This is a genomic window from Streptomyces sp. NPDC014861 (assembly GCF_043081625.1).
In the GTDB taxonomy this organism is placed as follows: Bacteria; Actinomycetota; Actinomycetes; order Streptomycetales; family Streptomycetaceae; genus Streptomyces.
Map to the genome: position 1 here is coordinate 480000 of NZ_JBIBWV010000004.1, position 24844 is coordinate 504843.

Sequence of the window (24844 nt, forward strand, 5' to 3'; positions counted from 1 at the left end):
TGTCCGTCAGGTCGAAGACGTGCGGCGTGCGGCGGGGTGCGGGACGGTGGTCCCATGAACTGGACACTGGAAGTCGTGCCCGTCCCCGTCACCGACATGGACCGGGCGAAGGAGTTCTACGCCGAGCAGTGCGGCTTCGCCGTCGACCTGGACGACGAGGTCGCCCCCGGGACCCGGATCATCCAGCTGACCCCGCCGGGCTCGCGCTGCTCCCTCGCGCTGCTCTCCGGCATGCCGCCGATGCCCGGCACCACGCAGATGACCCCGGGCTCCCTGCAGAACCTCCAGATGTGCGTCACCGACATCGAGGCGGCGCGGATCGCGCTCGTGGAGACCGGGGTGGACGTCTCCCCCGTGATGCGCCTCGGCCCGAACGGCTGGGAGGAGGGAAAGGGCGAGACCTGGAACTCCTTCCTCTCCTTCCAGGACCCGGACGGCAACGGCTGGATCGTCCAGGAGGCCCCCTCGGAGCTCACCGAACGCTGAGCGGCCACCGCCGAAGCTCCAGCGGGGCCCAGAGACGGCCCCGGCCGGGCGGGACGCCTGAGGGCCGACGGTTCGCGACCGTCGGCCCTCAGCCTCAATTCCAGGGTCTACCTGTCCTGACCTGCGCTTACAGCACCGGCAGGTTCTTCCGCAGTTCGAAGGCGGTGACCTCGGAGCGGTACTCCTCCCACTCCTGCTTCTTGTTGCGGAGGAAGAAGTCGAAGACGTGCTCGCCGAGGGTCTCGGCGACCAGTTCGCTCTTCTCCATGAGGGAGATGGCCTCGCCGAGGTTCTGGGGGAGGGGCTCGATGCCCATGGCGCGGCGCTCGGAGTCGGAGAGGGCCCAGACGTCGTCGTCGGCGCCGGCGGGGAGTTCGTAGCCCTCCTCGATGCCCTTGAGGCCCGCGGCGAGGAGGACCGCGTAGGTGAGGTAGGGGTTGGCGCCCGAGTCGATGGAGCGGACCTCGACGCGCGAGGAGCCGGTCTTGCCGGGCTTGTACATGGGGACGCGGATGAGGGCGGAGCGGTTGTTGTGGCCCCAGCAGATGTACGAGGGGGCCTCGCCGCCCGAGCCGGCCGTGCGGGAGGAGCCGCCCCAGATGCGCTTGTACGAGTTGACCCACTGGTTGGTCACGGCGGAGATCTCGCCCGCGTGCTTCAGCAGGCCCGCGATGAAGGAGCGGCCCACCTTGGAGAGCTGGTACTCGGCGCCCGACTCGTAGAAGGCGTTCCGGTCGCCCTCGAAGAGGGAGAGGTGGGTGTGCATGCCGGAGCCCGGGTACTCGGAGAACGGCTTCGGCATGAAGGTCGCCTGGACCCCCTGCTCCAGCGCCACCTGCTTCATGACCAGGCGGAAGGTCATGATGTTGTCCGCGGTGGAGAGCGCGTCGGCGTAGCGGAGGTCGATCTCCTGCTGGCCCGGGGCGCCCTCGTGGTGGGAGAACTCGACCGAGATGCCCATCGATTCGAGCATGGTGATGGCCTGCCGGCGGAAGTCCATGCCGACGTTCTGCGGGGTGTGGTCGAAGTAGCCGGAGTTGTCGGCCGGGGTGGGCCGGGAGCCGTCCAGCGGCTTGTCCTTCAGCAGGAAGAACTCGATCTCGGGGTGGGTGTAGAAGGTGAAGCCGAGGTCGGACGCCTTGGCGAGGGCCCGCTTGAGGACGAAGCGCGGGTCGGCGAAGGAGGGGGAGCCGTCCGGCATCAGGATGTCGCAGAACATCCGCGCGGTGCCGGGGGCCTCGGCCCGCCAGGGCAGGATCTGGAAGGTGCCCGGGTCCGGCTTGGCGATCATGTCGGACTCGTAGACCCGTGCGAAGCCCTCGATCGCGGAGCCGTCGAAGCCGATGCCCTCGTCGAAGGCCTGCTCCAGCTCGGCGGGGGCGACGGCGACCGACTTGAGGAAGCCGAGCACGTCGGTGAACCACAGGCGCACGAAGCGGATGTCGCGCTCTTCGAGCGTACGGAGCACAAATTCCTGCTGCTTGTCCATTTACACACCCATCCTCGCTGGTCAGGCCGCCTGCTCCCACCGCCTCGGGCACATCGGGGGGCACCTGAGCATCCCACCACATGGTTTCGCGCACGTTGCACACCCATACTGCCTGTTCGGGTGTGACACAGGTAACCGAGGACCTCCGCAATCCGTACCCCGTTCGGCCCACGGAGCCCCCTCGCCCACTACGATCTGCGCCCATGGGAGCCCTGCGGCTCGAACGCCCGTCCCGGCACGCGCGTCCCCTGGCACTGGTGAGTGCCGTGGCGACGCTCCTCGGCGCGCTCTTCGTCTGCCTGGGGCCCGGACCGGCCGGTCCGGGCCGCCATCCGGGTCACGAGCGGGCCGCCGCGGCGGCGACCGCGGCGGCCCCGGGTCCCGCCGCCACCCCCGTCCCCGGGGGCGACCGGAGCGCGTACGTCTGCCCGTACGACCGCGGCGACTGCTCCCTCTTCCCGTCCCTCTCCCCCGCGGTGCTCAGCGCCCCGCCCCTCGATCCGCCGCTGCACACCGAGGACCGGCTGCCGCGTGTCGACGCGCTCGCCGGCGACGGTGCGGCGGGCGGCCCCGGGGTCCGGCCGCGCGCCCCGGACCTGCACGTCCTTCAGGTCCTCCGGACCTAGGGCCCTCCGCCCTCCCCCGCCCGACGACACCCCCTTTTTTCTTTCCCAGAAGGACGACACCACCATGGCCGCCAACCGCTCCACCACCGCCGACCGCCGCGCGCGAATAGAGGAGATGCGCCGCGCCGAGCAGGCCCGGGAGCGCCGCAACCGCTTCCTCACCATCGGCGTCTCCGCCGTCGTCGTGCTGAGCCTCGTCGGCTTCGGCACCTTCGTGCTCATGAAGAAGTCCGACGAGGAGGACGCCAAGGAGGCCGCCGCCAAGGCCCCCATCGCCGGCGAGAAGAGCTGGGACGCGGCGAAGCTCGGCCGCAACCACGTCGAGACCGCGGTCAAGTACGACACGAAGCCCCCGGTCGGCGGCGACCACCACCCGGTCTGGCTGAACTGCGACGGCGACGTCTACGACAAGGCCGTCCCCGAGGTGAACGCCGTCCACTCGCTGGAGCACGGCGCCGTCTGGGTGACGTACAGCAAGAAGGCCGCCGAGGCCGACGTGAAGAAGCTGAAGGACAAGGTCTCCGACACCCCCTACACGCTGATGAGCCCGGTCGACGACCAGACCGGCGCGATCATGCTCTCCGCGTGGGGCAAGCAGGTCACCGTGGACGGCGCGAGCGACCCGCGCGTCGACGCCTTCTTCACCAAGTACGTCCAGGGCAAGCAGACGCCCGAGCCGGGCGCGGCCTGCACCGGCGGCGTCGGCGCCGACGGCATGGGCGGCGCCGGGATGGGCCAGTGACCCCCCGCCGCACCCGCTACGCGGCGATCACCGCGGTCGCCCTCTCGGTGCTCTTCGCCGCGGGCGCGGTCACGGTCGCCTCGGCCGAGCGCGAGGAGGCACCCCGCACCCCGGACACCGCGTCGGCGGACGCCGGCTTCGCCCGGGACATGTCGGTCCACCACCAGCAGGCCGTCGAGATGTCCTTCATCGTCCGGGACCGGACGCGGGACGAGTCGGTGCGCCGGCTCGCGTACGACATCGCCAACACCCAGGCCAACCAGCGCGGGATGATGCTCGGCTGGCTCGACGTGTGGGGACTGCCGAAGGTCGAGTCCGGCACCGCGCCGATGACCTGGATGGGCATGCCGGTCACCGGTGACGCCGCCGCCAAGGACGGCGCGCTGATGCCCGGCATGGCGACGCGGACCCAGCTGGACGCCCTGCGGAAGGCGTCCGGCAAGGACGCCGAGATCCTGTACCTGAGGCTGATGACCGCCCACCACAAGGGCGGGGTGCACATGGCCCAGGGCTGTGTGCAGAAGTGCTCGGTGGACATCCAGCGCGACCTCGCCCAGGGCATGGTCGACGCCCAGGAGTCGGAGATCGCGCTGATGGCGGACATGCTCCGCAAGCGCGGCGCGACCGCCTGAGTCAGGCGCGCCCGGCCCCCGTGACCGCTGCGGTCGCGGGGGCCGACGCGTGCCCGGAGAATGAGAGGCGCTCGGGGAGTTCGTACGACGTAGTTCGACGAAAGGTACGCACCCCATGACCACGGCGAAGGACATCATGCACCCGGGAGCCCAGTGGATCCCGGCCCACGAGACGCTCGACCGCGCGGCGCAGATGATGCGCAACCTGAACGTGGGGGCGCTCCCCGTCGCCGACGAGAACGAACGTCTCTGCGGCATCGTGACCGACCGCGACATCGTCGTCCGCTGTGTGGCGATGGGCCACGACCCGTCCGAGGTGACCTGCGGCGAGATCGTGCAGGGCACCCCGCGCTGGATCGACGCGGACGCGGACGTGGGCGCGGTGCTGGAGGAGATGCAGAGCCACCAGATCCGGCGGCTCCCGGTGATCGAGGACAAGCGGCTGGTCGGCATGATCAGCGAGGCCGATCTGGCCCAGCAGCTCTCGGACGAGCAGCTGAAGGCGTTCTGCGCGAGCGTCTACGCCGCTTCCTGACCCGACTCCAGGACGACCCGGGCGACCGTGTCCGGGGCGTCCCGCATGACCAGATGGCCCGAGGGCGCGGCCGCCTCGTAGCGGGCGCCGAGCCGTCGGGCCAGTGCGCGCTGGCGGCGCTCCCAGCGGGCGGAGCCGCCGGGGGCGGCGAGGACGGTGACGGGGGCGGCGGGCGGGAGGGGGTGGGTGCGGCGGAGGGCGTCGAGCTCGGCGGCGACGGAGCCGTAGCGGGCGTTCTCGCGCAGGGCGCCGCGCCAGACGCGTGAGCTGCGGTAGACCCGGCGGACCTCGGCGGGTGGGGCCGGGTCGGGGTGGACGGCGAGACGGCGGAGGGCGGGGCCGAGAGCCGCGGGCAGGCCGAGGGCGGTCAGGGCGGTCCCGGCGGGGACGGTCCAGCCGAGGAATCCGGGGCGGGGACGGTCCTCGACGGAGGAGTCGACGAGGACCAGTCCGGCCGTGCGGTGCGGGTGGAGGCGGGCGAAGCCCTCGGCGTGGAAGCCGGCGATCGAGTGGCCGACGACGGTGACGGGGCCGGGGAGCCGGAGGGCGTCGAGGAGGGCGGCGATCCGGTCGGCCTCGCCGGCGAGGGTCGGGGGCGCGGTGGTCCCCTGGGTGAGGCCGTGGCCGGGGCGGTCGAAGCGGACGACGGTGCGGTGCGGGGCGAGCAGCGGGACGACCGGGTCCCAGTCGAACCAGCCGAGGCCGAGCCCGGCGGAGAGCACGCAGACCGGTCCCTCCCCGTCGACGGCGACGTGGTGGACGAGGCCCCCGAGGCGTACGAAGCTCATGGTGCGGTGCTCCTTCCGGTGCCGCCTCCGGCGCCGGCGCGGCGGGCGGTGCCCTCACGCGCGAGCGACACGGCGAGCAGGCCGGTCCAGACGGCGACGAGGAGGACCTGGAGGCGCTGCCCGGCGCCGAGGGCCCACAGGCCCTTGCCCGCCTCGAAGGAGGCGACCTCGGCGAGCGTCCAGGCGGTGGCGGCGAGTTCGAGGGCGACGAGGAAGGGACCGATGCGGGCCAGTGGCCGCCAGCGGCCGTAGCGGCGGGCGGCGACGGTGAGGAGGACCATGGCGAGGATCGCGCCCGTCATGGCGAGGCCGGAACTGACGGCGTGGGCGGTGTGGGTGGCGGGGACGAGCCCGGCGGTCTCGCGAGCGGCGCACTCCGGGTCGGCGGTGGGGGTGCAGCTGAGCGGCAGGCGGGAATCGACGGCGGTGGCGGCGCCGAAGAGGGCGAGGGCGGCCCAGCCGGCGAGGAGCCAGGGGCGGCGGCCGGGGGGCCGGGGGTCGGTGCGGGCCCAGCTGGGGGTGCCCGGGTCGGACGGGGGTCCGGCGGGGGCGCGGGAGGCGAGCAGGCCGAGGACGGCGCCGGCGAGGACGAGGAGCCCGGCGACCAGGTCGGTGGCGCGGAAGAGCCCGCCGAGGGGCTGGTCGGCGGCGGCGAGTTCGGAGACGTAGGTGCGGACCGGGTCGAGACCGGTCCGCACGACGACTTCGAGGACCCAGGCGGTGTACGCGAGCGCCCCCAGGAGCAGCAGGACGGCGGAAGCGCGCGTGATCTTTCCGGGCATACGGGGTCTGACGTCAGGGAGTCCCGGAAGGTTCCCGGCGCGCGGGGCGGACCCGCGCGGGGTGGACCCGCGCGGGTCCGCGGAACCCGAGGAGGAGGCCGGGGGCGACGCGGCCCGGGAAGAGGCCGGGGACGACGCGGCCCGGGAAGAGGCCGGGGACGACGCGGCCCGGGAAGAGGCCGGGGACGACGCGGCCCGGGAAGAGGCCGAGGGCGACGCGGCCCGGGAGGAGCGGTCCGCCCGCGGAGGCGAGCCGGGGCGGGGCGACGCGGCCCCGGAGGACCGGTCCGCCGGCGCAGGCGACCCGGGGCGCGGCGGCGACCCGAGGGGCGGCGGAGAGGGCCGTCGTGTCCTCGCCGGTGGCGGGCCGCGCCGACTCCGCCGGGTCGTCGGTGGTCGTCATGGGCTCATGGTCAGCGGGGTGGACGCTCTCCGCATGTCGGGGCGAACGGGGCGGCGGCAGGGTCGAGCCACGATTCCCGGGACATAGCGTCGATTTGACGATTAGACTGCGACGCGTGCATCGACTACGCCTCGCGCTGAATCAGATCGACTCGACCGTCGGGGACCTCGCCGGGAACTCCGAGGCGATCGTCCACTGGACCCGGCACGCCGTCGGGCAGGGCGCGCACCTCGTCGCCTTCCCCGAGATGGCGCTGACCGGCTACCCCGTCGAGGACCTGGCCCTGCGGCCGTCCTTCGTCGAGGCCTCCCGGGCGGCGCTGCTCGCGCTCGCGCGGCGGCTCGCCGACGAGGGCCTCGGCGAGGTGCCGGTGGTCGTCGGCTACCTCGACCGCACCGAGCGGGCGGTGCCCCGGCTCGGGCGCCCGGCCGGGTCGCCGGAGAACGCGGCGGCGGTGCTGCACCGCGGCCGGGCCGTGCTCCGCTTCGCCAAGCACCACCTGCCCAACTACGGCGTCTTCGACGAGTTCCGCTACTTCGTGCAGGGCGACACCCTGCCGGTGCTGCGGGTGCGCGGGGTGGACGTGGCCCTCGCCATCTGCGAGGACCTGTGGCAGGAGGGGGGCCGGGTGCCGGCGGCGCGCAGCGCCCGCGCCGGGCTGCTGCTGTCGGTGAACGCCTCGCCGTACGAGCGGAACAAGGACGACACCCGGCTCGAACTGGTCCGCGGGCGGGCCCAGGAGGCCGGCTGCACGACCGCCTACCTGGCGTCGACCGGCGGGCAGGACGAGCTGGTCTTCGACGGGGACTCGATCGTGGTGGACGCGGCGGGCGAGGTGATCGCGCGGGCCCCGCAGTTCACCGAGGGCAGCGTCGTCCTGGACCTGGACCTGCCGGCCGCCGACCCGGAGGCGCCGGCGCCGGGGACGGTGGTGGACGACGGGCTGCGGATCGACCGGGCGGTCCTCACCGGGGAGGCCGGGGAGCCCGTACCGGAGTACGACGCGGAGCTGACGGGCGGTTACGCGCAGCGGCTCGACGACGACGAGGAGGTCTACTCGGCGCTCGTCATCGGGCTGCGCGCCTATGTCGCGAAGAACGGTTTCGGCTCGGTGGTGATCGGCCTCTCCGGCGGGATCGACTCGGCGCTGGTCGCCGCGATCGCCTGCGACGCGCTCGGCGCGGACCGGGTGCACGGGGTGTCGATGCCGTCGCGGTACTCCTCCGACCACTCGAAGGGCGACGCGGCCGAACTGGCCCGCAGGACCGGCCTGAACCTCCGGACGGTCCCGATCGGGCCGATGTTCGACGCCTTCATGGCCTCACTGGATCTGACCGGGCTCGCGGAGGAGAACCTCCAGTCCCGGCTGCGCGGCACCACCCTGATGGCGATCTCGAACCAGGAGGGCCACCTCGTCCTCGCCCCGGGCAACAAGTCCGAGCTGGCGGTGGGCTACTCGACCCTCTACGGCGACTCCGTCGGCGCCTACGGCCCCATCAAGGACGTCTACAAGTCGGACGTCTTCCGGCTGGCCCGCTGGCGCAACCGGGCCGCCGAGGAGCGGGGCCAGACCCCGCCGATCCCGGAGAACTCGATCGCGAAGCCGCCCAGCGCCGAGCTGCGCCCGGGCCAGGTGGACACGGACTCGCTGCCGGACTACGACGTGCTGGACCGGATCCTCGCCCTGTACGTGGACGGGGACGAGGGCACGGACGCGATCGTGGCGGCCGGCTTCGACGCCGAGCTGGTGGCGCGGACGCTGCGGATGGTGGACGCGGCGGAGTACAAGCGGCGCCAGTACCCGCCGGGCACCAAGATCTCGGCGAAGGGCTTCGGCAAGGACCGGCGGCTGCCGATCACGAACCGCTGGCGCGAGACGCCGGCTCCCTGACAGGGGTCTCCCGGCCGGAGAGGGGGCTTCGCGCGACGACGTGCGAGGCCCCTTCCGCGCTCCTGCCCGTACGGTCGAGGAGCCCGGCGGCGACGGCGACCGCGAGGCCGGCGGCGGCGAGGCCCGCGCCGACCAGGGCCGGGGAGGTCCAGCCCCAGCCTGCGGCGATGGCCGCGCCGCCGGCCCAGGCGCCGCCCGCGTTGGCGAGGTTGAAGGCCGAGTGGTTGGAGGCGGAGGCCAGGGTGGGGGCGTCCTTCGCCTTCTCCATGACGAGCATCTGGAGCGGGGTGGTCGTCATGAAGCCGACGGCGCCGAGCACCACCACGGTGACCAGGGCGAGCCAGGGCACGTGGACGGTGAAGCGGAAGGCCACCAGGGTCAGCGCGAGGGCGGCGAGGGAGCCGTACAGGGTGGGGCGCGGGGCGCGGTCGGTGAGCGGTCCCGCGGCGAGCGCGCCGGCCGTCATGCCGATGCCGAAGAGGGCGAGGACGATCGTGACGGTGGACTCGCCGAAGCCCATCACCTCGGTGGTCATGGAGGCCAGGTAGGAGTAGACGGCGAAGACGCCGGCGAAGCCGAAGACCGCGGTGAGCAGGCCGAGCAGCACCTGCGGGCGGCCCAGCGCGCGCAGTTCGCGGCCGAGACCCTGGCGCTCGTCGACGGGGAGGTCCGGGATCATCCGGGCCAGGGCGGCGAGCGAGACCAGGCCGATGACGGCGACGACGAGGAAGGTGGCGCGCCAGCCGAGGTGCTGGCCGAGCAGGGTGGCCGCGGGGACGCCGAGGATGTTGGCGACGGTGAGGCCGAGGAACATGGTGGCGACCGCGCGGGCCTGCCGGTCGGGGCGGACGAGCCGGGCGGCGACGACGGCGCCGACGCCGAAGAAGGCGCCGTGCGGGAGGCCCGCGAGGACGCGTCCCGCGAGGAGCCAGCCGTAGCCGGGGGCGAGGGCGGAGGCGAGGTTGCCGACGGTGAAGAGGGCCATCAGCAGGATCAGCATCCGCTTGCGCGGGATCCGGGAGCCGAGGGCGGTGAGCAGCGGGGCGCCGACGACGACGCCGAGGGCGTAGGCGGAGACGAGGTGGCCCGCGGTGGGGACGGTGGTGCCGAGGTCGCCGGCGACGTTGGGCAGCAGGCCCATCATCACGAACTCGGTGGTGCCGATGCCGAAAGCGGAGATGGCCAGGGCGAGCAGGGCCACGGGCATGGGTGGGAGACCCTTTCCGGATCCAGGGGTTTGTTTTCTTACAAAACAAATTGTGGCAGATCCCGGAGGGTCCCCCGGTCACCGGGGGATGAAGAAAGGGTTTCGGACGCCGTACGCCCGGCTTCGCGCGGTCGTCGGCCGGTCGCCGGCGGGTCGGTCACCCGGTCGCCGGCGGGTCGGTCGCCCGGTCACCGGCCGGGGCGTCCGTCGGGTCAGAGGGTGATGCGGGCGGCGAGCGGCAGGTGGTCGCTCTTCGTCTCGGGCAGCGCCCAGGACGAGACCGGCTCGACACCGCGGACCAGGATCTGGTCGATCCGGGCCATCGGGAAGGAGGCCGGCCAGGAGAAGCCGAAGCCGTCGCCGGCCGCGCCCTGGGTGGAGCGCATCTGGGCGCTGACGGCGTTGAGGGCGCGGTCGTTCATGGTGCCGTTGAGGTCACCGAGGAGGACGATCCGCTGGGCACGGTCGCCGGCGATGGCCGCGCCGAGGGCGTCGGCGCTGGTGTCGCGCTGGCTGGCGGTGAAGCCGGCGTCGAGGTTGACGCGTACGGAGGGGAGGTGGGCGACGTACACCCGCAGCTCGCCCTGGGGGGCGACGACGGTGGCCCGCATGGCGCGGGTCCAGCCCAGGTGGATGTCGACCGGCTTGGGGTCGCGCAGCGGCAGCCGGCTCCACAGGCCGACGGTTCCCTGCACCGAGTGGTACGGGTACTTCTCCGCCAGTTCCCGCTCGTAGACCGGCACCATGTCGGCCTTCAGCTCCTCCAGGGCGAGCACGTCGGCACCGGAGGCGGCGAGCTGCCGGGCGGTGCCCTCGGGATCGGGGTTGTCGGCGTTGACGTTGTGGGTCGCGACGGTGAGGTCGCCGCCCGCGGTCGACTTGTCGGCGACGAGCCCGCCGAAGAGGTTGAGCCAGACGACCGCCGGGAGCAGCAGCGCGATGAGCGCGGTGGCGGAGCGGCGCAGCAGCGCGAGGAGGAGCAGGACCGGGACGAGGAGGCCGAACCAGGGGAGGAAGGTCTCGGTGAGGCTGCCGAGGTTGCCGACCCGGTTGGGGATCTGCGCGTGGAGCGCCATCAGGAGCGCGAGGACGATCGCGAAGGCGGCCAGCAGGATGCCGCGCCGCCAGATGCCGGGGTCGCGGCGCAGGCGGCCGAGGGAGGAACGGAACCGGCCCTGGGCCCCGGAAGGGGCACCTCCCGTTCCGCCGTGCTCCGTCCCCGTCATGTCCACCCGCGCCATCGCTGCCCTCGCTCGTCTTGCCGTGCCGTGCGTCGTACCCGTCCGTGCTCCGAGACCCGGTCCCGACCCTAGGCGATGCCGGGCCCCGCGCACTCCCCCAAGGACGGACACGGCGTGTGACGGGGTTCCCGGCGGCGCGGCGATGAGGGCGGGCTGTGACAGAACGCGCACATTCGTACGGGTCTCCGGCCCGGGTCCGGCGGCGGCCGGTGTGGTCAGTTTCTCGGTCGGACCCCGTCGAGGATGGTGTCGGCGACGCGGGCCGGGAAGTCCGGCGACAGGTCGGCGTCGGGCTGGAGGACGGTACGGAGCAGGAGCGGCCCGACGAAGAGGTCGTTGACCAGCTCCAGGTCGAGGTCGGCCCGGACCTCGCCGGTGGCCACGCCGCGCTCCAGGACCTCGATGCCGCGTCGGCGGCGGGGCTCGATCGCGGTGCGGTGGTACTGGTCCCAGAGCCGGGGGTGCGCCTGCATCTGCGCGAACATGTTCCGCAGGAGCGCGGAGGTCCGCTTGGCGAGTCCACGCCGCCGCATGAACTCCAGGAGCATGACGAGGTCGTCGCGGACGGAGGTGCCGGGCAGCTCGGGGTCCGGGGGCTCGACGGAGCGGATCAGCTCGACGAGCAGATCCTCCTTGCCGGCCCAGCGGCGGTAGATCGTGGCCTTGCCGACCCCGGCGGTGCGGGCGATCCGCTCGATGGAGACGTCCCCGAGCGGCACCCCGCCCTCCAGGAGCCCGATCACGGCGTCGAAGACGGCCCGCTCCACCCCCTCGCTCCGCGGCCGCCCCCGCCGCGGCCCGCCCTCGGCCCCGGAGCAGCCGACGGGCGCGTCGGGGGTGGGGGCAGGCTTGGGGCCGGGGGCGGGGACGGGCTTGGGGTCGGGGACGGGGTCGAGGACGGGCTTGGGGTCAGGGCCGGGATCGGGGCTGGGATCGGCGCCGAGATCCGGACCGCCCGGACCGGCGGCGACGGGCGCGTCGCCGCCGGGACCGGACATGGCCGGAACCAGCGGGACGGCCGGGACGGCCGGAACCTCCGTGACGGCCGGGACGGCCGGGGGCCGCCGGTCGGGGGCCGGGCCGGCCGGTTCGCCGGGATTCTCGCCGTCCGCCAAGGACACGCGCGTCGCCTCTCGTCGTGGGAAAGCTGAGTCCCCTTCATTCTCACCCCCCGAGCGCGGCCCCCCGGGCCCTGGCGGGGCAGGGCGGGGCAGGGCGGGGCGAAGCCGGCCCTGCGGGTCCCGGGCGAGGCCGGGGCCCGGGGCGGGCGAGGCCTGGACCTGGCGGGCCGGGGGGCACGGCCCAAGGCCCGGGCCCGGGGGCCGAGGCCGGAGCCGGGGGCCAAGGCCCGGGGCCGGAGCCAGAGCCGGGCCCAGGCCCGGACCCCGGCTCAGCGGTGGGCCGGTTGCGGGTGGTCCTGTTGGTCGGTGGTCGGGCGGGGCGGGGTGCCGGGCGGCGCGGTGCGGCCCGGGAGGAAAACGGCGACGACGACCGCGCCGACGGCGGCGATGCCCGCGGAGGCCCAGGCCGTGACGTGCATGGCGTCGAGGAAGGCCTGGTGGGCGGGGGCGACGAGGGCGTCGGCGCCCAGCTTCTCGGCGACCGCCAGGGTCGCCTCCAGGGACTCGCCGGCCGTGGTGCGCACGGCGGCCGGGAGGGCGCCGAGGTGGCCCTCCATCTCGCCCCGGTAGACGGAGGAGAGGACGGAGCCGAGGACGGCCACCCCGAGCGCGCCGCCGACCTGGCGGAAGGTGTTGTTGATCGCGGAGCCGGAGCCCGCCTTCTCCCGGGGCAGCGTCTGCATGATCGCGACGGTGACCGGCGGCATGATGTGCGCCATGCCCGCGCCCTGCACCAGGAAGACCAGGCACAGCACCCAGACCGGGGTGTCGGCGTCGAAGAAGGCGAAGGCGCCGAGACCGAGGGCGACGGCCGCCATGCCGGTGGCGCAGACCGTCCGGGCGCCGAAGCGCTCGACGGCGAGCCGGGCCCGGGGCGCGAAGACCATCTGGGCGAGGGCGAGCGGCAGCAGGAGCAGACCGGAGTCGAGGGCGCTGTAGCCGCGGACGCTCTGGAGGTAGAAGGCGGAGAAGAAGGTCACGCCCATGAGCGCGAAGAAGACCAGCGCGATGGCGGCGACGGCGGCGGAGAAGACCGGCTTGCGGAAGTAGGAGACGTCCAGGGCCGGGTGGTCGCTGCGCTTCTCGTACAGGACGAAGGCGGTGAGGACGGCGAGGCCCGCCACGACCGGCACGAGGACTCCCGCCTCGGTGAAGGACGCCTGCTCGCCGCCGCGGATGATCCCGTACACGAGGAGGACGAGGCCGAGGACGGAGAGGAGCACGCCGACGACGTCGATGCGGCCGGGCGCCGGGTCCCGGGACTCGGGGACGAGCCAGATCATCAGGCCGAGGGCGAGGAGCACCACGGGCACGTTGATGAGGAAGATCGAGCCCCACCAGAAGTGCTCCAGGAGGACGCCGCCGGTGATCGGGCCTATCGCGATGGCGAGGCCGACGCCGCCGGCCCAGATGCCGATGGCCCTGGGCTGCTCGTCGCGCTCGAAGACGTTCATGAGGACGGCGAGGGTGGCGGGCATGACGAAGGCGGCGCCGAGGCCCATCACGGCCCGGAAGGCGATGAGCTCGCCCGGTGAGCCGGAGAAGGCGGCCAGTGCGGAGCCGGCCCCGAAGACCACGAGGCCGAAGAGGAGGGACCTCTTGCGGCCGAGCCGGTCGCCGAGGAGGCCGGAGGCGAAGAGGAGCCCGGCGAAGACGAGCGTGTAGGAGTTGATGGCCCACTCCAGCTCGCTCTGGGTGGAGCCGAGACCGGTGGGGGCCGGGGTCGAGATCGTCTTGACCGCGACGTTCAGGATCGAGTTGTCGAGGACGACGATCAGCAGGCTGAGCATCAGCACGCCGAGGACGGCCCAGCGGCGGCGGTGGACGGCCTCGGGCAGGGAGCGGGCGGGCGCGGACGGGGTGGGGACAGGCATGTTCTCCACTGTAGACGCGTTTCGATACGGGTCCGTCTCGTATTGAAATTCATGACCGACCCTTTACGTGCCCCCGACCCAGCAATCGAACGCTTATTCGTCTGTGAACAGCGCCACTCCGGCCCACTTCCCCGCCCGCCCGGCGAAGTGCCACCATGGATGTGGTCCGGGGACGCCGTCAGGGCGCCTCGAGATGACACAAGGAGCCGTGCACCATGACGCTTCAGGCTGCCCAGAAACCGCCCGCCGACAGCACGAGGACGCTGTACGGGGGCAAGGGCTCGCGCCGACTCACCGTCCACGACATCGCCGCCGCCAAGACGCGCGGCGAGAAGTGGCCCATGCTCACCGCCTACGACGCCATGACCGCGTCCGTCTTCGACGAGGCCGGGATCCCGGTGATCCTCGTCGGCGACTCCATGGGCAACTGCCACCTCGGCTACGACACCACCGTGCCCGTCACGATGGACGAGATGGCCCTGCTCTCCGCCGCCGTCGTCCGGGGCACCCGGCGCGCCCTCGTCGTCGGCGACCTGCCCTTCGGCTCGTACCAGGAGGGCCCCGTGCAGGCCCTGCGCAGCGCGACCCGGCTGGTCAAGGACGCGGGCGTCCAGGCGGTCAAGCTGGAGGGCGGCGAGCGCTCGCTGCCGCAGACCGAGATGCTGGTCCAGGCCGGCATCCCCGTCATGTCCCACCTCGGCCTCACCCCGCAGTCCGTGAACACCATGGGCTACCGGGTGCAGGGCCGCTCCGACGAGGCCGCGCACAAGCTGCTGCGCGACGCCAAGGCCGCCCAGGACGCGGGCGCCTTCTCGCTCGTCCTGGAGCTGGTCCCGGCCGAACTCGCCGCCGAGGTCACCCGCTCGCTGCACATCCCGGTCATCGGCATCGGCGCGGGACCCGACACCGACGCCCAGGTGCTCGTCTGGACGGACATGGCCGGGCTGACCGGCGGCAAGGTGCCGCGCTTCAGCAAGCAGTACGCCAACCTCCGCGAGACGCTCGGCGACGCCGCCCGCGCCTTCGCGGAGGACGTGGCCGGCGGGGCCTTCCCCGCCGAGGAGCACACCTTCCACTAGTCCGCTCCCGGCACCACCGACAGCCCGCCGACAGCCCCCGTCGGCGGGCTGTCGGCCGTCTGTCGGAAGACTGTCAGTGGTCGCGTGTTCCATGGTGTCCATGACGCGATCACAGACCAACGCCATCGAGGTCAGGGGCCTCGTGAAGCACTTCGGCGACACCAAGGCCCTCGACGGGGTCGACCTGGACGTCCGCGAGGGCACCGTCCTCGGCGTCCTCGGCCCCAACGGCGCCGGGAAGACCACCCTCGTCCGCTGCCTCTCCACCCTCCTCGTCCCGGACGCCGGGACCGCCACCGTCGCCGGCTACGACGTGGTGCGCCAGCCCCGCCAGCTGCGCCGCACCATCGGCCTCACCGGCCAGTACGCCTCCGTCGACGAGAAGCTCTCCGGCTTCGAGAACCTGTACATGATCGGCCGGCTGCTCGACCTGTCGCGCGCCGACGCCCGCCGCCGCGCCGACGAGATGCTGGAGCGCTTCTCCCTCACCGAGGCTGCCAAGCGCCCGGCCGTGAACTACTCCGGCGGCATGCGCCGCCGCCTCGACCTGGCCGCCTCGATGATCGGGCAGCCGGCCGTGCTCTACCTGGACGAGCCGACCACCGGCCTCGACCCCCGCACCCGCAACGAGGTGTGGGACGAGGTGAAGCGGATGGTCTCCGAGGGCGTCACCGTCCTCCTCACCACCCAGTACATGGAGGAGGCGGAGCAGCTCGCGAGGGAGCTGACCGTCGTCGACCGGGGCAAGGTCATCGCCAAGGGCGAGGTCGACGAGCTCAAGGCGAAGGTCGGCGGCCGGACCCTCAAGGTCCGCCCGGTCGACCCCGACCAGCTGCCCGCGATGGCGGCCGCGCTCCGCGAGACCGGTCTCGACGGCGTCGCCGGCGCGACCGTGGTGCCCGACGAGGGCGCGCTGTACGTGCCGATCCTGACCGACCAGCAGCTGACCGCCGTGGTGGCGCTGCTCGGCGCGCGCGGCTTCGGCGTCGCCCACATCGGCACCCACCTGCCCAGCCTGGACGAGGTGTTCCTGGCCATCACCGGCCAGAAGACCGCCGTCTCCGACGAGATCCCCGAGGAGGTCGCCGCGTGAGCACGACCACGGTCACCAAGTCCCCCGCCGTCGCCCCGGGTCCCGCCGAGGTCCGGCCGGTCCGCACCGAGACCGACGGCCGCATCGGCCTGCGGGCCAACCTGCGCCACATCGGCGCCCTGGCCCGGCGGAACGCGCTCCAGATCAAGCAGGACCCGGAGTCGATGTTCGACGCCGTGTTCATGCCGATCATCTTCATCCTGCTCTTCGTGTACGTGTTCGGCGGCGCCATCTCCGGCAAGGGCAACAACGACCTCTACGTGAACTACGTGACCCCCGGCCTGATGGCGATGATGGGCATGAACATCGCGATGGGTGTCGGCGTCGGCATCAACGACGACTTCAAGAAGGGGGTGATGGACCGGTTCCGGACGATGCCGATCGCCCGCTCCTCGGTCCTCATCGCCAAGATCGTCGTCGAGCTCGGCCGCATGATGATCGCCACGGCGATCCTGCTCGGCATGGGCTTCCTGCTCGGTCTGACGATCCACACCTCGGTGCTCCACCTCCTCGCCGCGATCGGCCTGTCGGTGGTCTTCGGCGCCTCGCTGATGTGGATCTTCATCCTGCTCGGCCTGAGCCTCGGGTCCGCGCAGGCGGTGCAGGGCATGGCGATGATGGTGCTGATGCCGCTCCAGTTCGGCTCGTCGATCTTCGCCCCGACGACGACGATGCCCGGCTGGCTGGAGACCTTCACGGACTACAACCCGCTCTCCAACCTCGCCGACGCGGCCCGCGCGCTCATCAACGGCGGCGCGGTCGCCCACTCGGTGTGGATGGTGCTGGGCTGGTCCCTGGTCATCACGCTCGTCACGGCGCCGCTCGCGGTTTCCAAGTTCCGCAAGAAGACCTGACGGGACCGGCCCCCACCGGCGGGGGATCAGGGCTCGGCGCGTCCGGTGATCGCGTCGGCGGCGCGACCGAGCAGGGCGGCGGCCTCCTCAGCGGAGAGGCCGCCGCCCTCGGCGTGCGCCGCCTCGAAGACGGCGTCGCCGAGCGTCGCGCGGGCCAGCTCCGTCGCCCGCGCCAGGTTGTCCCGTTCCATCGCCGGCTCCCGGTGCCCCTCCGGCACCAGGGCGTCCCGCACGCCGAGGAGCACGGCCGCCGTCCGCGCCCGCTCGCCCCCGAGCCCCGCGAGCGCCCAGGCCCCCACCGCCAGATGGATCCCGGGCATCTGCGGCATCACCATCATCGACAGCGGGCCGAGGGAGCGCTCGTACGCCTCGAAGGCGCGTCCCAGCGCGGCGGCGTACTCCTTCTCCAGGACGTCGAGCCAGGCCAGGATGCCGAGCGTGAACCCCTCGAAGACGGACAGGGTCTCGCTGCTGAACTCCGCCAGGAGGGCCGTGAGGTACTCCCGCGCCTCGCCGGTCCGACCCGTGCGCCCCAGCGCGATGGCCAGGAAGAGCCGCGCGCCGAGCTGGGGTTCGTGGCCGGTGGAGTGGTCGCCGATGATCTCCCGCAGGATCGCCTCCCCCTCCTCGACCCGGCCGGCCTCCACGAGGGTGTCGGCGTACCGGGCGCGCAGCAGGGCCCGCTGCGAGGGGGCCCTGATCCTCTCCGCGTAGTCGATGGCGGCGGCGAAGTCCCGGGCCGCCAGGTCGTAGGCGAGCTGCCTCTCATGAGCCTCGGCGCGGGCGGAGAGCGCCTCGGCCGCCCCCCAGGCGTCCCCCAGCCGCTCGAAGAGGTCCAGGCTCTCGTCGGCGTCCGCGATGGCCCGCTGGGCCCACTGCCCCCGGTTGGCCCGCATGTTGGCGCGCATGTGCAGGATGTGGGCGAGTTCCCAGGTGTAGCCGTTGCGGCGGCAGGCGTCCACGGTGACGTCGAGCAGTTCGTGCAGCCGCTCGGGCTCCCCCATGATGAGGACGGCGAAGACGGCGAAGGAGCCGGGGAGCCGGCAGGTCTGCGGCAGTCCCGGCCGGTAGACGGCGGTGATCTCGCGGAGCCGGTCCTGGCCCTCGGGGCTCATCCAGCGCGCGGTCTCGTGGTCCATGTTGATCAGCTCGACCAGCCGCACCCCGCGCCGGGCCTCCCAGCGCTGCTCCTCGGAGAGCGGCGGCGGGGCCGCCGTGCAGGGCTCGGCGAGCGGGACGAGGGGCGCGGCGGGCGGGGAGAAGGGGTCGGGGCCGAGGGCGGCCACCGCACGGACGGCGTGCAGGGCGTCGGAGCGGTGGTCGCGCAGCTGCCAGTACCAGAGCAGGGCGTGGACGAGGACGAGGGCCTCGTCCTCGTCCCGGGCGGCGACGGCCCGGCCGAGCGCGGTCCTGACGTTGCCGTACTCGGCGTCCAGCCGGACCATCGCGGCGATCTGCCCCGCCCCGCGCAGCTCCGGGTCGGTGCGGCGGGCGAGTTCGCGGTAGTACGTGAGGTGGGCCCGTTCGGCGTCCGCCCTCTCCTCCGCCTGGTCCAGGCGCTCCGCCGCGTACTCGGCCACGGTCTCCAGGAGCCGGAAGCGCATCCCGGACTCCTCCGGCGCCGACACCACCAGCGACTTGTCCACCAGCGCGCCCATCACGTCGAGGACGTCCGCGTCCTCCGGTCCGGCGCAGACGGCCTCGGCGGCCTCCAGGTCGCAGCCGCCGGTGAAGACGGCGAGCCGCCGCAGCACCGCCCGCTCCGGCTCCTCCAGGAGCTCCCAGGACCAGTCGACGACGGCCCGCAGCGTCTGCTGGCGCGGCAGCACCGTGCGCGCCCCCGAGGTCAGCAGCCGGAAGCGGTCGTCGAGGCGGTCCGCGATCTGGCGCGCCGACAGCATCCGCAGCCGGGCCGCCGCCAGCTCGATCGCGAGGGGCAGCCCGTCGAGCCGCCGCACGATCTCCCGCGCGGCCGCCGGGTCGTCGGTCGCCTCGAAGCCGGGCCGGGCCGCCGCGCCGCGCTCGGCGAGGAGCCGCAGCGCCGTCTCCTCGGGCAGCGGTCCGAGCGGTCGCAGCCGCTCCCCCGGCACGCCCAGCGGTTCCCGGCTCGTCGCCAGGATCCGTACCCCCGGGCACCGGGCCAGGAGGGACTCGGCCAGCCGGGCCGCCGCCCCCACCACGTGCTCGCAGTTGTCCAGGAGCAGCAGCATCCGCCGCCCCGCGCAGTGCTCCACGAGGCGGGACAGGGGGTCGGCCGCGGTGCGCAGTTCCTCGGCGCCGGCGCCGCGGAGCACGGTCTCGCGGGCGCCGAGGGCGGCGAGGACGGCCTCGGGGACGGTCTCCGGGTCGCGGACGGGGGCGAGTTCGGCGACCCAGACGCCGTCGGGCCAGGCGTCGGCGACCCGCTCGGCCGTCTCCTGGGAGAGCCGGGTCTTGCCGGCGCCGCCGGGTCCGAGCAGGGTCACGAGCCGGGCCGCGGCCAGGTCCTGGCGCAGGGCGCCGATCTCCGCGTCGCGCCCGACGAAGGAGGTGAGCCGGGCCCGGAGGTTTCCGGGGGCGGAGGCGGGGGCCGGCGCGGGGGCGGGCGGACCCTCGGGGGCGGGCGGACCCTCGGGGGCGGGGGTCACGGGCTCCGCCGGCGGGGCGAGCAGCCGCTCGTGGAGGGCCCGCAGCGCGGGGCCCGGGTCGGCGCCGAGGCGGTCGGCGAGGGTCCGGCGGACCTCCTCGTAGGCGGCCAGCGCCTCGGCGCCTCGGCCGGTGTCCCGCAGGGCGCGGATCCGCAGCAGCTGAAGGGGCTCGTCGAGCGGGCGGTCGGCGCAGAGCGCGGTCAGTTCGGGGAGCGCGTCGGCGGCCCGGCCGAGCGCGAGGGCCGCGTCGAGGCGGGTGCGGCGGGCGTCCAGCCGGCGGGCCTCCCAGCGGCCGGCCTCGGCGTGCCGGTCGGGCAGGTCGGCGAGGACGGGGCCGTGCCAGAGGCCCAGAGCTTCGTCGAGGAGCGCTGCGGCCCGCCCGGGGTCCCCGGCGGCGAGGGCGGCGGAGCCCTCGGCGGCGAGCCGTTCGAAGCGGAACAGGTCGACGTCCTCGCGGGCGGCGCCGAGCCGGTAGCCGCCGCCCTCCGCGGAGTGGACCCGGTCGCGCCCGAGCGCCTTCCTGAGCCGCCCGACCAGGGCCTGGAGGGCGGCGACGGCGTCGGCGGGCGGTTCGTCGCCGTACCAGACCTCGTCGACGAGCGCGGCGACGGGCAGCGCCCGACCGGGCCGCAGGGCGAGCGTGGTGAGCAGGGCGCGGACGCGCGGGCCGCCGACGGACAGCTCGTCGCCGTCGGCGGTCAGCACGCGGGTCGGTCCCAGGAGGCAGTAACGCACGCCCCCATTCTCCGGGAGAGCCGCGGGCGCGCGAGGAGGCGGGGGAACCCGGGGGCGGAGCGGTACGTTCTCCCGCACACAGTCCGCGTCCCGTCCACCCGCCCGAACCGTCCGCACCGGACCGGCGCCCGCACCCGGCCCGCCGTCCGCACACGGGCCGGCCCTCGCGTCCGGCCCGCCGCACGCACATCGCACGCACACCGTCCGCAGTCCTTCCGCGGCCCGTCCGCCGGGCCCGCGGGTCCGTCCCCCGGGGAGTCCGTGATGAGTTCGGCCGCCGTCCGCCGCCACGAGCGCCGGATCAGTCCCGTCTTCCTGGCGGTGCTCGCCGTCATGGCGGTCACCGGATGGGCGGTGTGGGTGGACTTCGCGGCCCTGCCCGGGGTGGCGGTCTTCCTCTTCGTCGTCTCGGCGTGGGTCGTGTCGCTCTGCCTGCACGAGTACGCGCACGCCCGCACGGCCCTCCACAGCGGGGACGCCTCGGTGGGCGCCAGGGGCTACCTCACCCTGAACCCCTTCGCGTACACCCACGCCGTCCTGAGCGTGATCCTGCCCGTGCTCTTCGTGATCATGGGCGGGATCGGTCTGCCGGGCGGCGCGGTGTTCATCGAGCAGGACCGGATCCGGGGCCGGTGGAGGCAGAGCCTGGTCTCGGCGGCGGGCCCGCTGGCGAACGTGCTGTTCGCGGTGGCGTGCACGGCCCCGTTCTGGCTGGACGCGCTGGACGGGGTGCCGCCCGCCTTCCGGTACGCGCTGGCCTTCCTGGCGTTCCTCCAGGTCACGGCCGCGCTCCTGAACCTGCTTCCGGTGCCGGGCCTCGACGGCTACGGGATCATCGAGCCCTGGCTGTCGTACGAGGTGAAGCGGAAGATCGCGCCGTACGCGCCGTACGGCTTCTTCGTCGTGATCGGCCTGCTCTTCGTGCCGGCGGTCAACGGCGCCTTCTTCGACGCGGTCGACGCCCTGATGCGCGCGCTGGGCGTCGACGGGCTGAACCGCTACTGCGGCTCGGAGCTGTTCCGCTTCTGGCAGGGCACGCCGGCCCCGGAGTACTGCCCGCTCTAGCCGGTGACGGCCGCCGCCTCGGCCGACGCGGCCTTCTCGGCCTTCGCGCGGCGGACGTAGTACCAGGCCATGTTGGAGGAGAGGCCGGCGAGGAGGACCCAGACGATGCCGATGAAGCTGCCGTTGACGAAGGAGATCACGGCGGCGGCGACGGCCAGCGCGCAGACCGCGAGGGCGTAGAGGGCGAGACGGGGCATGGGGGTCGGCTCCTGTCGGGTACGGCTGACGGTGCCCGACCAGTGTCCCCCATGCCCCGAAGCGTCCGTTCTCCGGCTCCGCCCCGCGCGCGGCGGGGCTCCCGGACGGCGGCGGCGCGCCGGGCCCGCGGGGCTCTCAGACGTCGGTGACGCGCAGGCCCGCGTGGGCCTTGTAGCGGCGGTTCACCGAGATCAGGTTGGCGACGAGCGACTCGACCTGGTGGGCGTTGCGCAGCCGGCCGGCGAAGACGCCGCGCATGCCGGGGATGCGGCCGGCCAGGGCCTGGACGATCTCGACGTCGGCGCGCTCCTCGCCGAGGACCATCACGTCGGTGTCGATCTCGGCGATCGAGGTGTCCTTGAGGAGGACGGCGGAGAGGTGGTGGAAGGCGGCGGCGACCCGGGAGTCCGGGAGGAGCGCGGCGGCCTGCTCGGCGGCGGAGCCCTCCTCGGGCTTGAGCGCGTAGGCGCCCTGCTTGTCGAAGCCGAGCGGGTTGACGCAGTCCACGACGAGCTTGCCGGCCAGCTCCTCGCGCAGCGACTCCAGCGTCTTGGCGTGCCCGTCCCACGGCACGGCGACGATGACGACGTCGCTGCGGCGGGCGCACTCGGCGTTGTCGGCGCCCTCGACGCCGTGGCCGATCTCGGCGGCGACGGCCTCGGCCCGGTCGGCGGCGCGGGAGCCGATGATCACCTGCTGGCCGGCGGCGGCGAGGCGGTAGGCGAGGCCGCGGCCCTGGTCGCCGGTGCCGCCGAGGACGCCGACGACGAGCCCGGAGACGTCGGGAAGGTCCCAGGGGTCCTTGGGGGTACGGGGAGGAGTCGAGGAAGTCATGGGGCGACCCTACCCACCGGTTCGGTCCCCGTTCGGGTGGATCGGGGACAAGCCCCGGCGCGCGGGCGTCCGCTGGGGCAGGATGCGGCGCCATGGATGCCGTACGGGTCGCGTTGCTGCGGGAAGTGCTCGCCGGGACGGAGTGGCCGGCGGCCGCCCGCCGCTTCGCCGGGGCGCTGCGGGGCTCGGTGGTGCCGCACCGGGGCGGGCTGCTGCTCGTCGGCACGGAGACGTACGAGCCCTGGCACCTGGCGGCCCATCTGGTGGACGAGGCGGCCTGGTCCGGGCTGCCCGAGCTGGCGCCGACGCTGGTACGGCACCGGGCGCGTCCGGGCGACCCGGCGCACCTGGCGGTCGGCCCGGGCCGCCTGGCGGCGGCGGGCCGGGGCGCGACCCTGCTGGTGGTGGCGCCGGAGCGGCCCGGGGCGGAGCTCCTCCAGCGGGTCCACGACGCCCGGCGGGCGGGGGCGACGGTGCTGTCGCTGGACGGCGGGGACGCGGAGGTGCGGGGGCTGGCGCACGAGACGCTCACGGTCGACGAGGCGGCGGGGGTGGACCTCGACACGGTCCAGCACCTGGTCAGCGCGGCGGCGGGCGAGAACGCGCTGCCGTCGCCCCGGGGGCGCCGCTTCCGCGACCGGCTCTCCGTGCTGGCCGACCGGCTCACCTCGCCGCCGCCCGCCCGCTGGTGACCGAATCCGGTTGCCTCAGGCGATCGTCGCAGCGCAGGATGGCTTCTCGTGTCCTCCTCCGCTCCCTCCCCCGCTCCGCCCACGCTTCGCGCCCGGCTCGCCGGCCTGCTCCCCGACACCGCGCCCTGGCGTTCCTCACGGGACTTCCGGCTGCTGTGGGGGCAGGGGCTCGTCACCTTCTTCGCCAGCGCCATGGCGATGGTCGCCCTGCCGCTCCAGATCAAGGAGCTGACCGACTCACCGCTCGCCGTGGGCGCGATGGGCGCCGTGGAGCTGGTGCCGCTGGTGGTCTTCGGACTGTACGGCGGGGCGCTCGCGGACGCGGTGGACCGGCGGCGGGTGATCATCGGCACCGAGGCGGGCCTCGGACTGCTCGCGCTGCTGCTGCTCCTGAACTCGCTGCTGGACGAACCGCTGCTGTGGCCGCTGTACGTGGTCGCGGCCGGGGTGTCGGCGCTGGCCGGGCTCCAGCGGCCCGCCCTGGACTCGCTGATGGCGAGAATCGTGCCGCACGCCCAGCAGACCGCCGCCGCGGCGCTCAACTCGCTGCGCTGGCAGCTGGGCGCGATCGCGGGCCCCTCGCTGGCGGGCCTGGTGGTGGCCTACGCGGGCCACGCCCCGGCGTACGCGGTGACGCTGGCCGGCTTCGCGGTGTCGGTGCTGATGTGCCGGCGCCTCTCCCCCGCGCCGCCGGCCCACGACGCGGAGAAGCCGTCGCTGCGGTCGATCGCGGAGGGCGCGCGGTACGCCTGGTCGCGGCCGGTGCTGCTGGGCACGTACGCGATCGACCTGGCGGCGATGTTCTTCGCCTTCCCGAACGCGATCTTCCCCTTCCTCGCCGACGACCTGGACGCGCCCTGGGCGCTGGGCCTGATGTACGCGGCCGGCTCGGTCGGCTCGCTGGTGCTCGGGCTGACCAGCGGCTGGACGTCGAAGGTGCGCCGGCACGGGCTGCTCGTGGCCGGCGGCGCGGCGGGCTGGGGCCTGGCGATCGCGGGCGCGGGCTGGTTCGGGAACGTGTGGCTGGTGCTGCTGTGCCTGGCGTTCGCGGGCGCGGGCGACATGCTGAGCGGGCTCGGCCGGTCGACGATCTGGAACCAGACCATCCCGGAGGAGCTGCGCGGCCGGCTCGCGGGCATCGAGGTGCTGTCGTACAGCGTGGGCCCGCAGCTCGGCCAGGTGCGGGCGGGCGTGATGGCGGGGTGGACCGGCACGCGGACGGCGGTGTGGGCGGGCGGCGTGGCCTGTGTGGCCTCCGTGGGCCTGCTCTGCCTGGCGCTCCCGAAGCTCCTCCGGTACGACTCCGCCACGGACGAGGACGCGCTGCGCCGCAAGGCGCAGCAGGAGGCGGCGGCTGCCGGGGCGGCGTGAGCCGCGACGAGGCCGGACCGGGCGGGCGGCGACGAGGCCCGGAGCCGTGCGAGCGGCGGTGGGGCGAGCCGGGCGAGACCGAGGCCGGGGCCGGGCAGTGTGAGTCGGGGCGCCACGGCGCCAGGGCCGGGCGGGCGGCGACGGGGGCAAGGCCCGGTGGTGCGGGCCGCGGCGACGGGGCCGGGGTCGTGTGGGCCCCGGCCCCGGCCGTCCGCCGCCGTCAGTCCCGGTTCTCGTCCGGGCCGGGGGCGTCGTGCCAGCGCGGGTCGGTCTCCCACTCCAGGTTCCGCTCGCGGGCGGTCTCCATGGCGTGGGTCGCCTCGTCACGGGTGGCGTAGGGGCCGAATCGGTTCTTCGCCGGGCACTCGGGCCCTTCCTCCACCTTCTTGTGCTCCAGGCAGTAGTACCACTCGCCCGGCTTTCCGGCCGTGCGCTTCTTGAACAGGGCCATGGTCGTCGGCTCCTTCCCTCGGGACCAT

At 74.1% G+C, this 24844-nt stretch carries 24 protein-coding genes; 12 read left to right on the plus strand and 12 right to left on the minus strand.

The window, feature by feature from the left end; genetic code table 11:
* The first annotated feature begins 54 nt into the window (after positions 1 to 54).
* Positions 55 to 486 (plus strand): VOC family protein, encoded by a 432-nt coding sequence (locus tag ACF1BN_RS11630; protein WP_392331384.1) that lies wholly within the window; start codon positions 55 to 57, stop codon positions 484 to 486.
* 127 nt (positions 487 to 613) lie between these two features.
* Here ACF1BN_RS11630 and ACF1BN_RS11635 read toward each other — a convergent pair whose 3' ends face one another.
* A complete protein-coding gene (locus ACF1BN_RS11635; protein WP_360311921.1) occupies positions 614 to 1975 on the minus strand; it encodes a glutamine synthetase family protein in 1362 nt (453 codons plus the stop codon).
* Positions 1976 to 2178: 203 nt separating this feature from the next.
* Here ACF1BN_RS11635 and ACF1BN_RS11640 point away from each other — a divergent pair, with 203 nt between their 5' ends.
* The 4 genes from ACF1BN_RS11640 (at position 2179) to ACF1BN_RS11655 (ending at position 4510) form a co-directional block, all read left to right on the plus strand.
* Positions 2179 to 2601 carry a hypothetical protein gene (locus ACF1BN_RS11640; RefSeq protein ID WP_392331385.1) on the plus strand — a complete coding sequence of 141 codons (423 nt, stop codon included), beginning with the start codon at positions 2179 to 2181 and terminating at the stop codon, positions 2599 to 2601.
* A gap of 64 nt (positions 2602 to 2665) precedes the next feature.
* The gene (locus ACF1BN_RS11645; RefSeq protein ID WP_392331386.1) at positions 2666 to 3343 is read left to right on the plus strand and encodes a DUF3105 domain-containing protein; all 678 of its coding nucleotides are present in this window, start codon (positions 2666 to 2668) and stop codon (positions 3341 to 3343) included.
* Complete coding sequence (locus ACF1BN_RS11650) at positions 3340 to 3975, plus strand: DUF305 domain-containing protein (protein WP_392331387.1); 636 nt, start codon at positions 3340 to 3342, stop codon at positions 3973 to 3975. The genes ACF1BN_RS11645 and ACF1BN_RS11650 overlap by 4 nt, the downstream gene beginning before the upstream one ends.
* Positions 3976 to 4090: 115 nt before the next feature.
* Positions 4091 to 4510, plus strand: coding sequence for a CBS domain-containing protein (locus ACF1BN_RS11655; RefSeq protein ID WP_392331388.1), 420 nt, complete (start codon positions 4091 to 4093; stop codon positions 4508 to 4510).
* Here the strand turns inward: ACF1BN_RS11655 and ACF1BN_RS11660 are convergent.
* Genes ACF1BN_RS11660 through ACF1BN_RS11670 form a run of 3 tightly spaced genes read right to left on the minus strand, consistent with a single transcriptional unit; the run spans position 4495 to position 6483 of the window.
* A complete protein-coding gene (locus tag ACF1BN_RS11660; RefSeq protein ID WP_392331389.1) occupies positions 4495 to 5298 on the minus strand; it encodes an alpha/beta fold hydrolase in 804 nt (267 codons plus the stop codon). The two genes, ACF1BN_RS11655 and ACF1BN_RS11660, sit on opposite strands and share 16 nt — an antisense overlap.
* The gene (locus tag ACF1BN_RS11665; protein WP_392331390.1) at positions 5295 to 6080 is read right to left on the minus strand and encodes a DUF998 domain-containing protein; all 786 of its coding nucleotides are present in this window, start codon (positions 6078 to 6080) and stop codon (positions 5295 to 5297) included. The genes ACF1BN_RS11660 and ACF1BN_RS11665 overlap by 4 nt, the downstream gene beginning before the upstream one ends.
* 13 nt (positions 6081 to 6093) lie before the next feature.
* On the minus strand, positions 6094 to 6483 hold the full coding sequence (locus ACF1BN_RS11670; RefSeq protein ID WP_392331391.1) for a hypothetical protein: 390 nt from the start codon (positions 6481 to 6483) through the stop codon (positions 6094 to 6096).
* Positions 6484 to 6589: 106 nt separating this feature from the next.
* Here ACF1BN_RS11670 and ACF1BN_RS11675 point away from each other — a divergent pair, with 106 nt between their 5' ends.
* Positions 6590 to 8374, plus strand: coding sequence for an NAD+ synthase (locus ACF1BN_RS11675; RefSeq protein WP_392331466.1), 1785 nt, complete (start codon positions 6590 to 6592; stop codon positions 8372 to 8374).
* Here ACF1BN_RS11675 and ACF1BN_RS11680 read toward each other — a convergent pair.
* The 4 genes from ACF1BN_RS11680 to ACF1BN_RS11695 all read right to left on the minus strand — a co-directional run bounded on the left by ACF1BN_RS11680 (position 8340) and on the right by ACF1BN_RS11695 (position 13817).
* On the minus strand, positions 8340 to 9581 hold the full coding sequence (locus ACF1BN_RS11680) for an MFS transporter (RefSeq protein WP_392331392.1): 1242 nt from the start codon (positions 9579 to 9581) through the stop codon (positions 8340 to 8342). The two genes, ACF1BN_RS11675 and ACF1BN_RS11680, sit on opposite strands and share 35 nt — an antisense overlap.
* Before the next feature lie 212 nt (positions 9582 to 9793).
* Positions 9794 to 10807, minus strand: a complete 1014-nt coding sequence (locus ACF1BN_RS11685) for an endonuclease/exonuclease/phosphatase family protein (RefSeq protein WP_392331393.1) — start codon at positions 10805 to 10807, stop codon at positions 9794 to 9796.
* Positions 10808 to 11037: 230 nt separating this feature from the next.
* Positions 11038 to 11820, minus strand: a complete 783-nt coding sequence (locus ACF1BN_RS11690; RefSeq protein WP_392331467.1) for a TetR/AcrR family transcriptional regulator C-terminal ligand-binding domain-containing protein — start codon at positions 11818 to 11820, stop codon at positions 11038 to 11040.
* A 392-nt stretch (positions 11821 to 12212) separates the two neighbouring features.
* On the minus strand, positions 12213 to 13817 hold the full coding sequence (locus ACF1BN_RS11695) for an MFS transporter (RefSeq protein WP_392331394.1): 1605 nt from the start codon (positions 13815 to 13817) through the stop codon (positions 12213 to 12215).
* A 215-nt stretch (positions 13818 to 14032) separates the two neighbouring features.
* Here ACF1BN_RS11695 and panB point away from each other — a divergent pair, with 215 nt between their 5' ends.
* The 3 genes from panB to ACF1BN_RS11710 all read left to right on the plus strand — a co-directional run bounded on the left by panB (position 14033) and on the right by ACF1BN_RS11710 (position 16843).
* Positions 14033 to 14896: a 3-methyl-2-oxobutanoate hydroxymethyltransferase gene (gene panB / locus ACF1BN_RS11700; protein ID WP_392331395.1), complete on the plus strand. Its 864-nt coding sequence runs from the start codon at positions 14033 to 14035 to the stop codon at positions 14894 to 14896.
* 91 nt (positions 14897 to 14987) lie between these two features.
* The gene (locus tag ACF1BN_RS11705; RefSeq protein ID WP_392331396.1) at positions 14988 to 15989 is read left to right on the plus strand and encodes an ATP-binding cassette domain-containing protein; all 1002 of its coding nucleotides are present in this window, start codon (positions 14988 to 14990) and stop codon (positions 15987 to 15989) included.
* A complete protein-coding gene (locus tag ACF1BN_RS11710; RefSeq protein ID WP_392331397.1) occupies positions 15986 to 16843 on the plus strand; it encodes an ABC transporter permease in 858 nt (285 codons plus the stop codon). Before ACF1BN_RS11705 ends, ACF1BN_RS11710 begins: the two co-directional genes overlap by 4 nt.
* Positions 16844 to 16869: 26 nt before the next feature.
* Here the strand turns inward: ACF1BN_RS11710 and ACF1BN_RS11715 are convergent, their stop codons facing one another.
* Positions 16870 to 20205, minus strand: a complete 3336-nt coding sequence (locus tag ACF1BN_RS11715; RefSeq protein ID WP_392331398.1) for a BTAD domain-containing putative transcriptional regulator — start codon at positions 20203 to 20205, stop codon at positions 16870 to 16872.
* 264 nt (positions 20206 to 20469) lie between these two features.
* Here ACF1BN_RS11715 and ACF1BN_RS11720 point away from each other — a divergent pair, with 264 nt between their 5' ends.
* The gene (locus ACF1BN_RS11720; RefSeq protein ID WP_392331399.1) at positions 20470 to 21270 is read left to right on the plus strand and encodes a site-2 protease family protein; all 801 of its coding nucleotides are present in this window, start codon (positions 20470 to 20472) and stop codon (positions 21268 to 21270) included.
* On the opposite strand, the gene ACF1BN_RS11725 is transcribed toward ACF1BN_RS11720, so the two are convergent.
* Positions 21267 to 21467 carry a hypothetical protein gene (locus ACF1BN_RS11725; protein WP_392331400.1) on the minus strand — a complete coding sequence of 67 codons (201 nt, stop codon included), beginning with the start codon at positions 21465 to 21467 and terminating at the stop codon, positions 21267 to 21269. The two genes, ACF1BN_RS11720 and ACF1BN_RS11725, sit on opposite strands and share 4 nt — an antisense overlap.
* A 136-nt stretch (positions 21468 to 21603) precedes the next feature.
* Positions 21604 to 22302, minus strand: a complete 699-nt coding sequence (gene npdG, locus ACF1BN_RS11730; protein ID WP_392331401.1) for an NADPH-dependent F420 reductase — start codon at positions 22300 to 22302, stop codon at positions 21604 to 21606.
* Positions 22303 to 22394: 92 nt separating this feature from the next.
* On the opposite strand from npdG, the gene ACF1BN_RS11735 reads away from it, so the two are divergent.
* Positions 22395 to 22994 carry a hypothetical protein gene (locus ACF1BN_RS11735; RefSeq protein WP_392331402.1) on the plus strand — a complete coding sequence of 200 codons (600 nt, stop codon included), beginning with the start codon at positions 22395 to 22397 and terminating at the stop codon, positions 22992 to 22994.
* A 48-nt stretch (positions 22995 to 23042) separates the two neighbouring features.
* Positions 23043 to 24365, plus strand: coding sequence for an MFS transporter (locus tag ACF1BN_RS11740; RefSeq protein ID WP_392331403.1), 1323 nt, complete (start codon positions 23043 to 23045; stop codon positions 24363 to 24365).
* A gap of 220 nt (positions 24366 to 24585) precedes the next feature.
* Here ACF1BN_RS11740 and ACF1BN_RS11745 read toward each other — a convergent pair whose 3' ends face one another.
* Positions 24586 to 24816 (minus strand): hypothetical protein, encoded by a 231-nt coding sequence (locus tag ACF1BN_RS11745; protein ID WP_392331404.1) that lies wholly within the window; start codon positions 24814 to 24816, stop codon positions 24586 to 24588.
* Between the last annotated feature and the right edge of the window lie 28 nt (positions 24817 to 24844).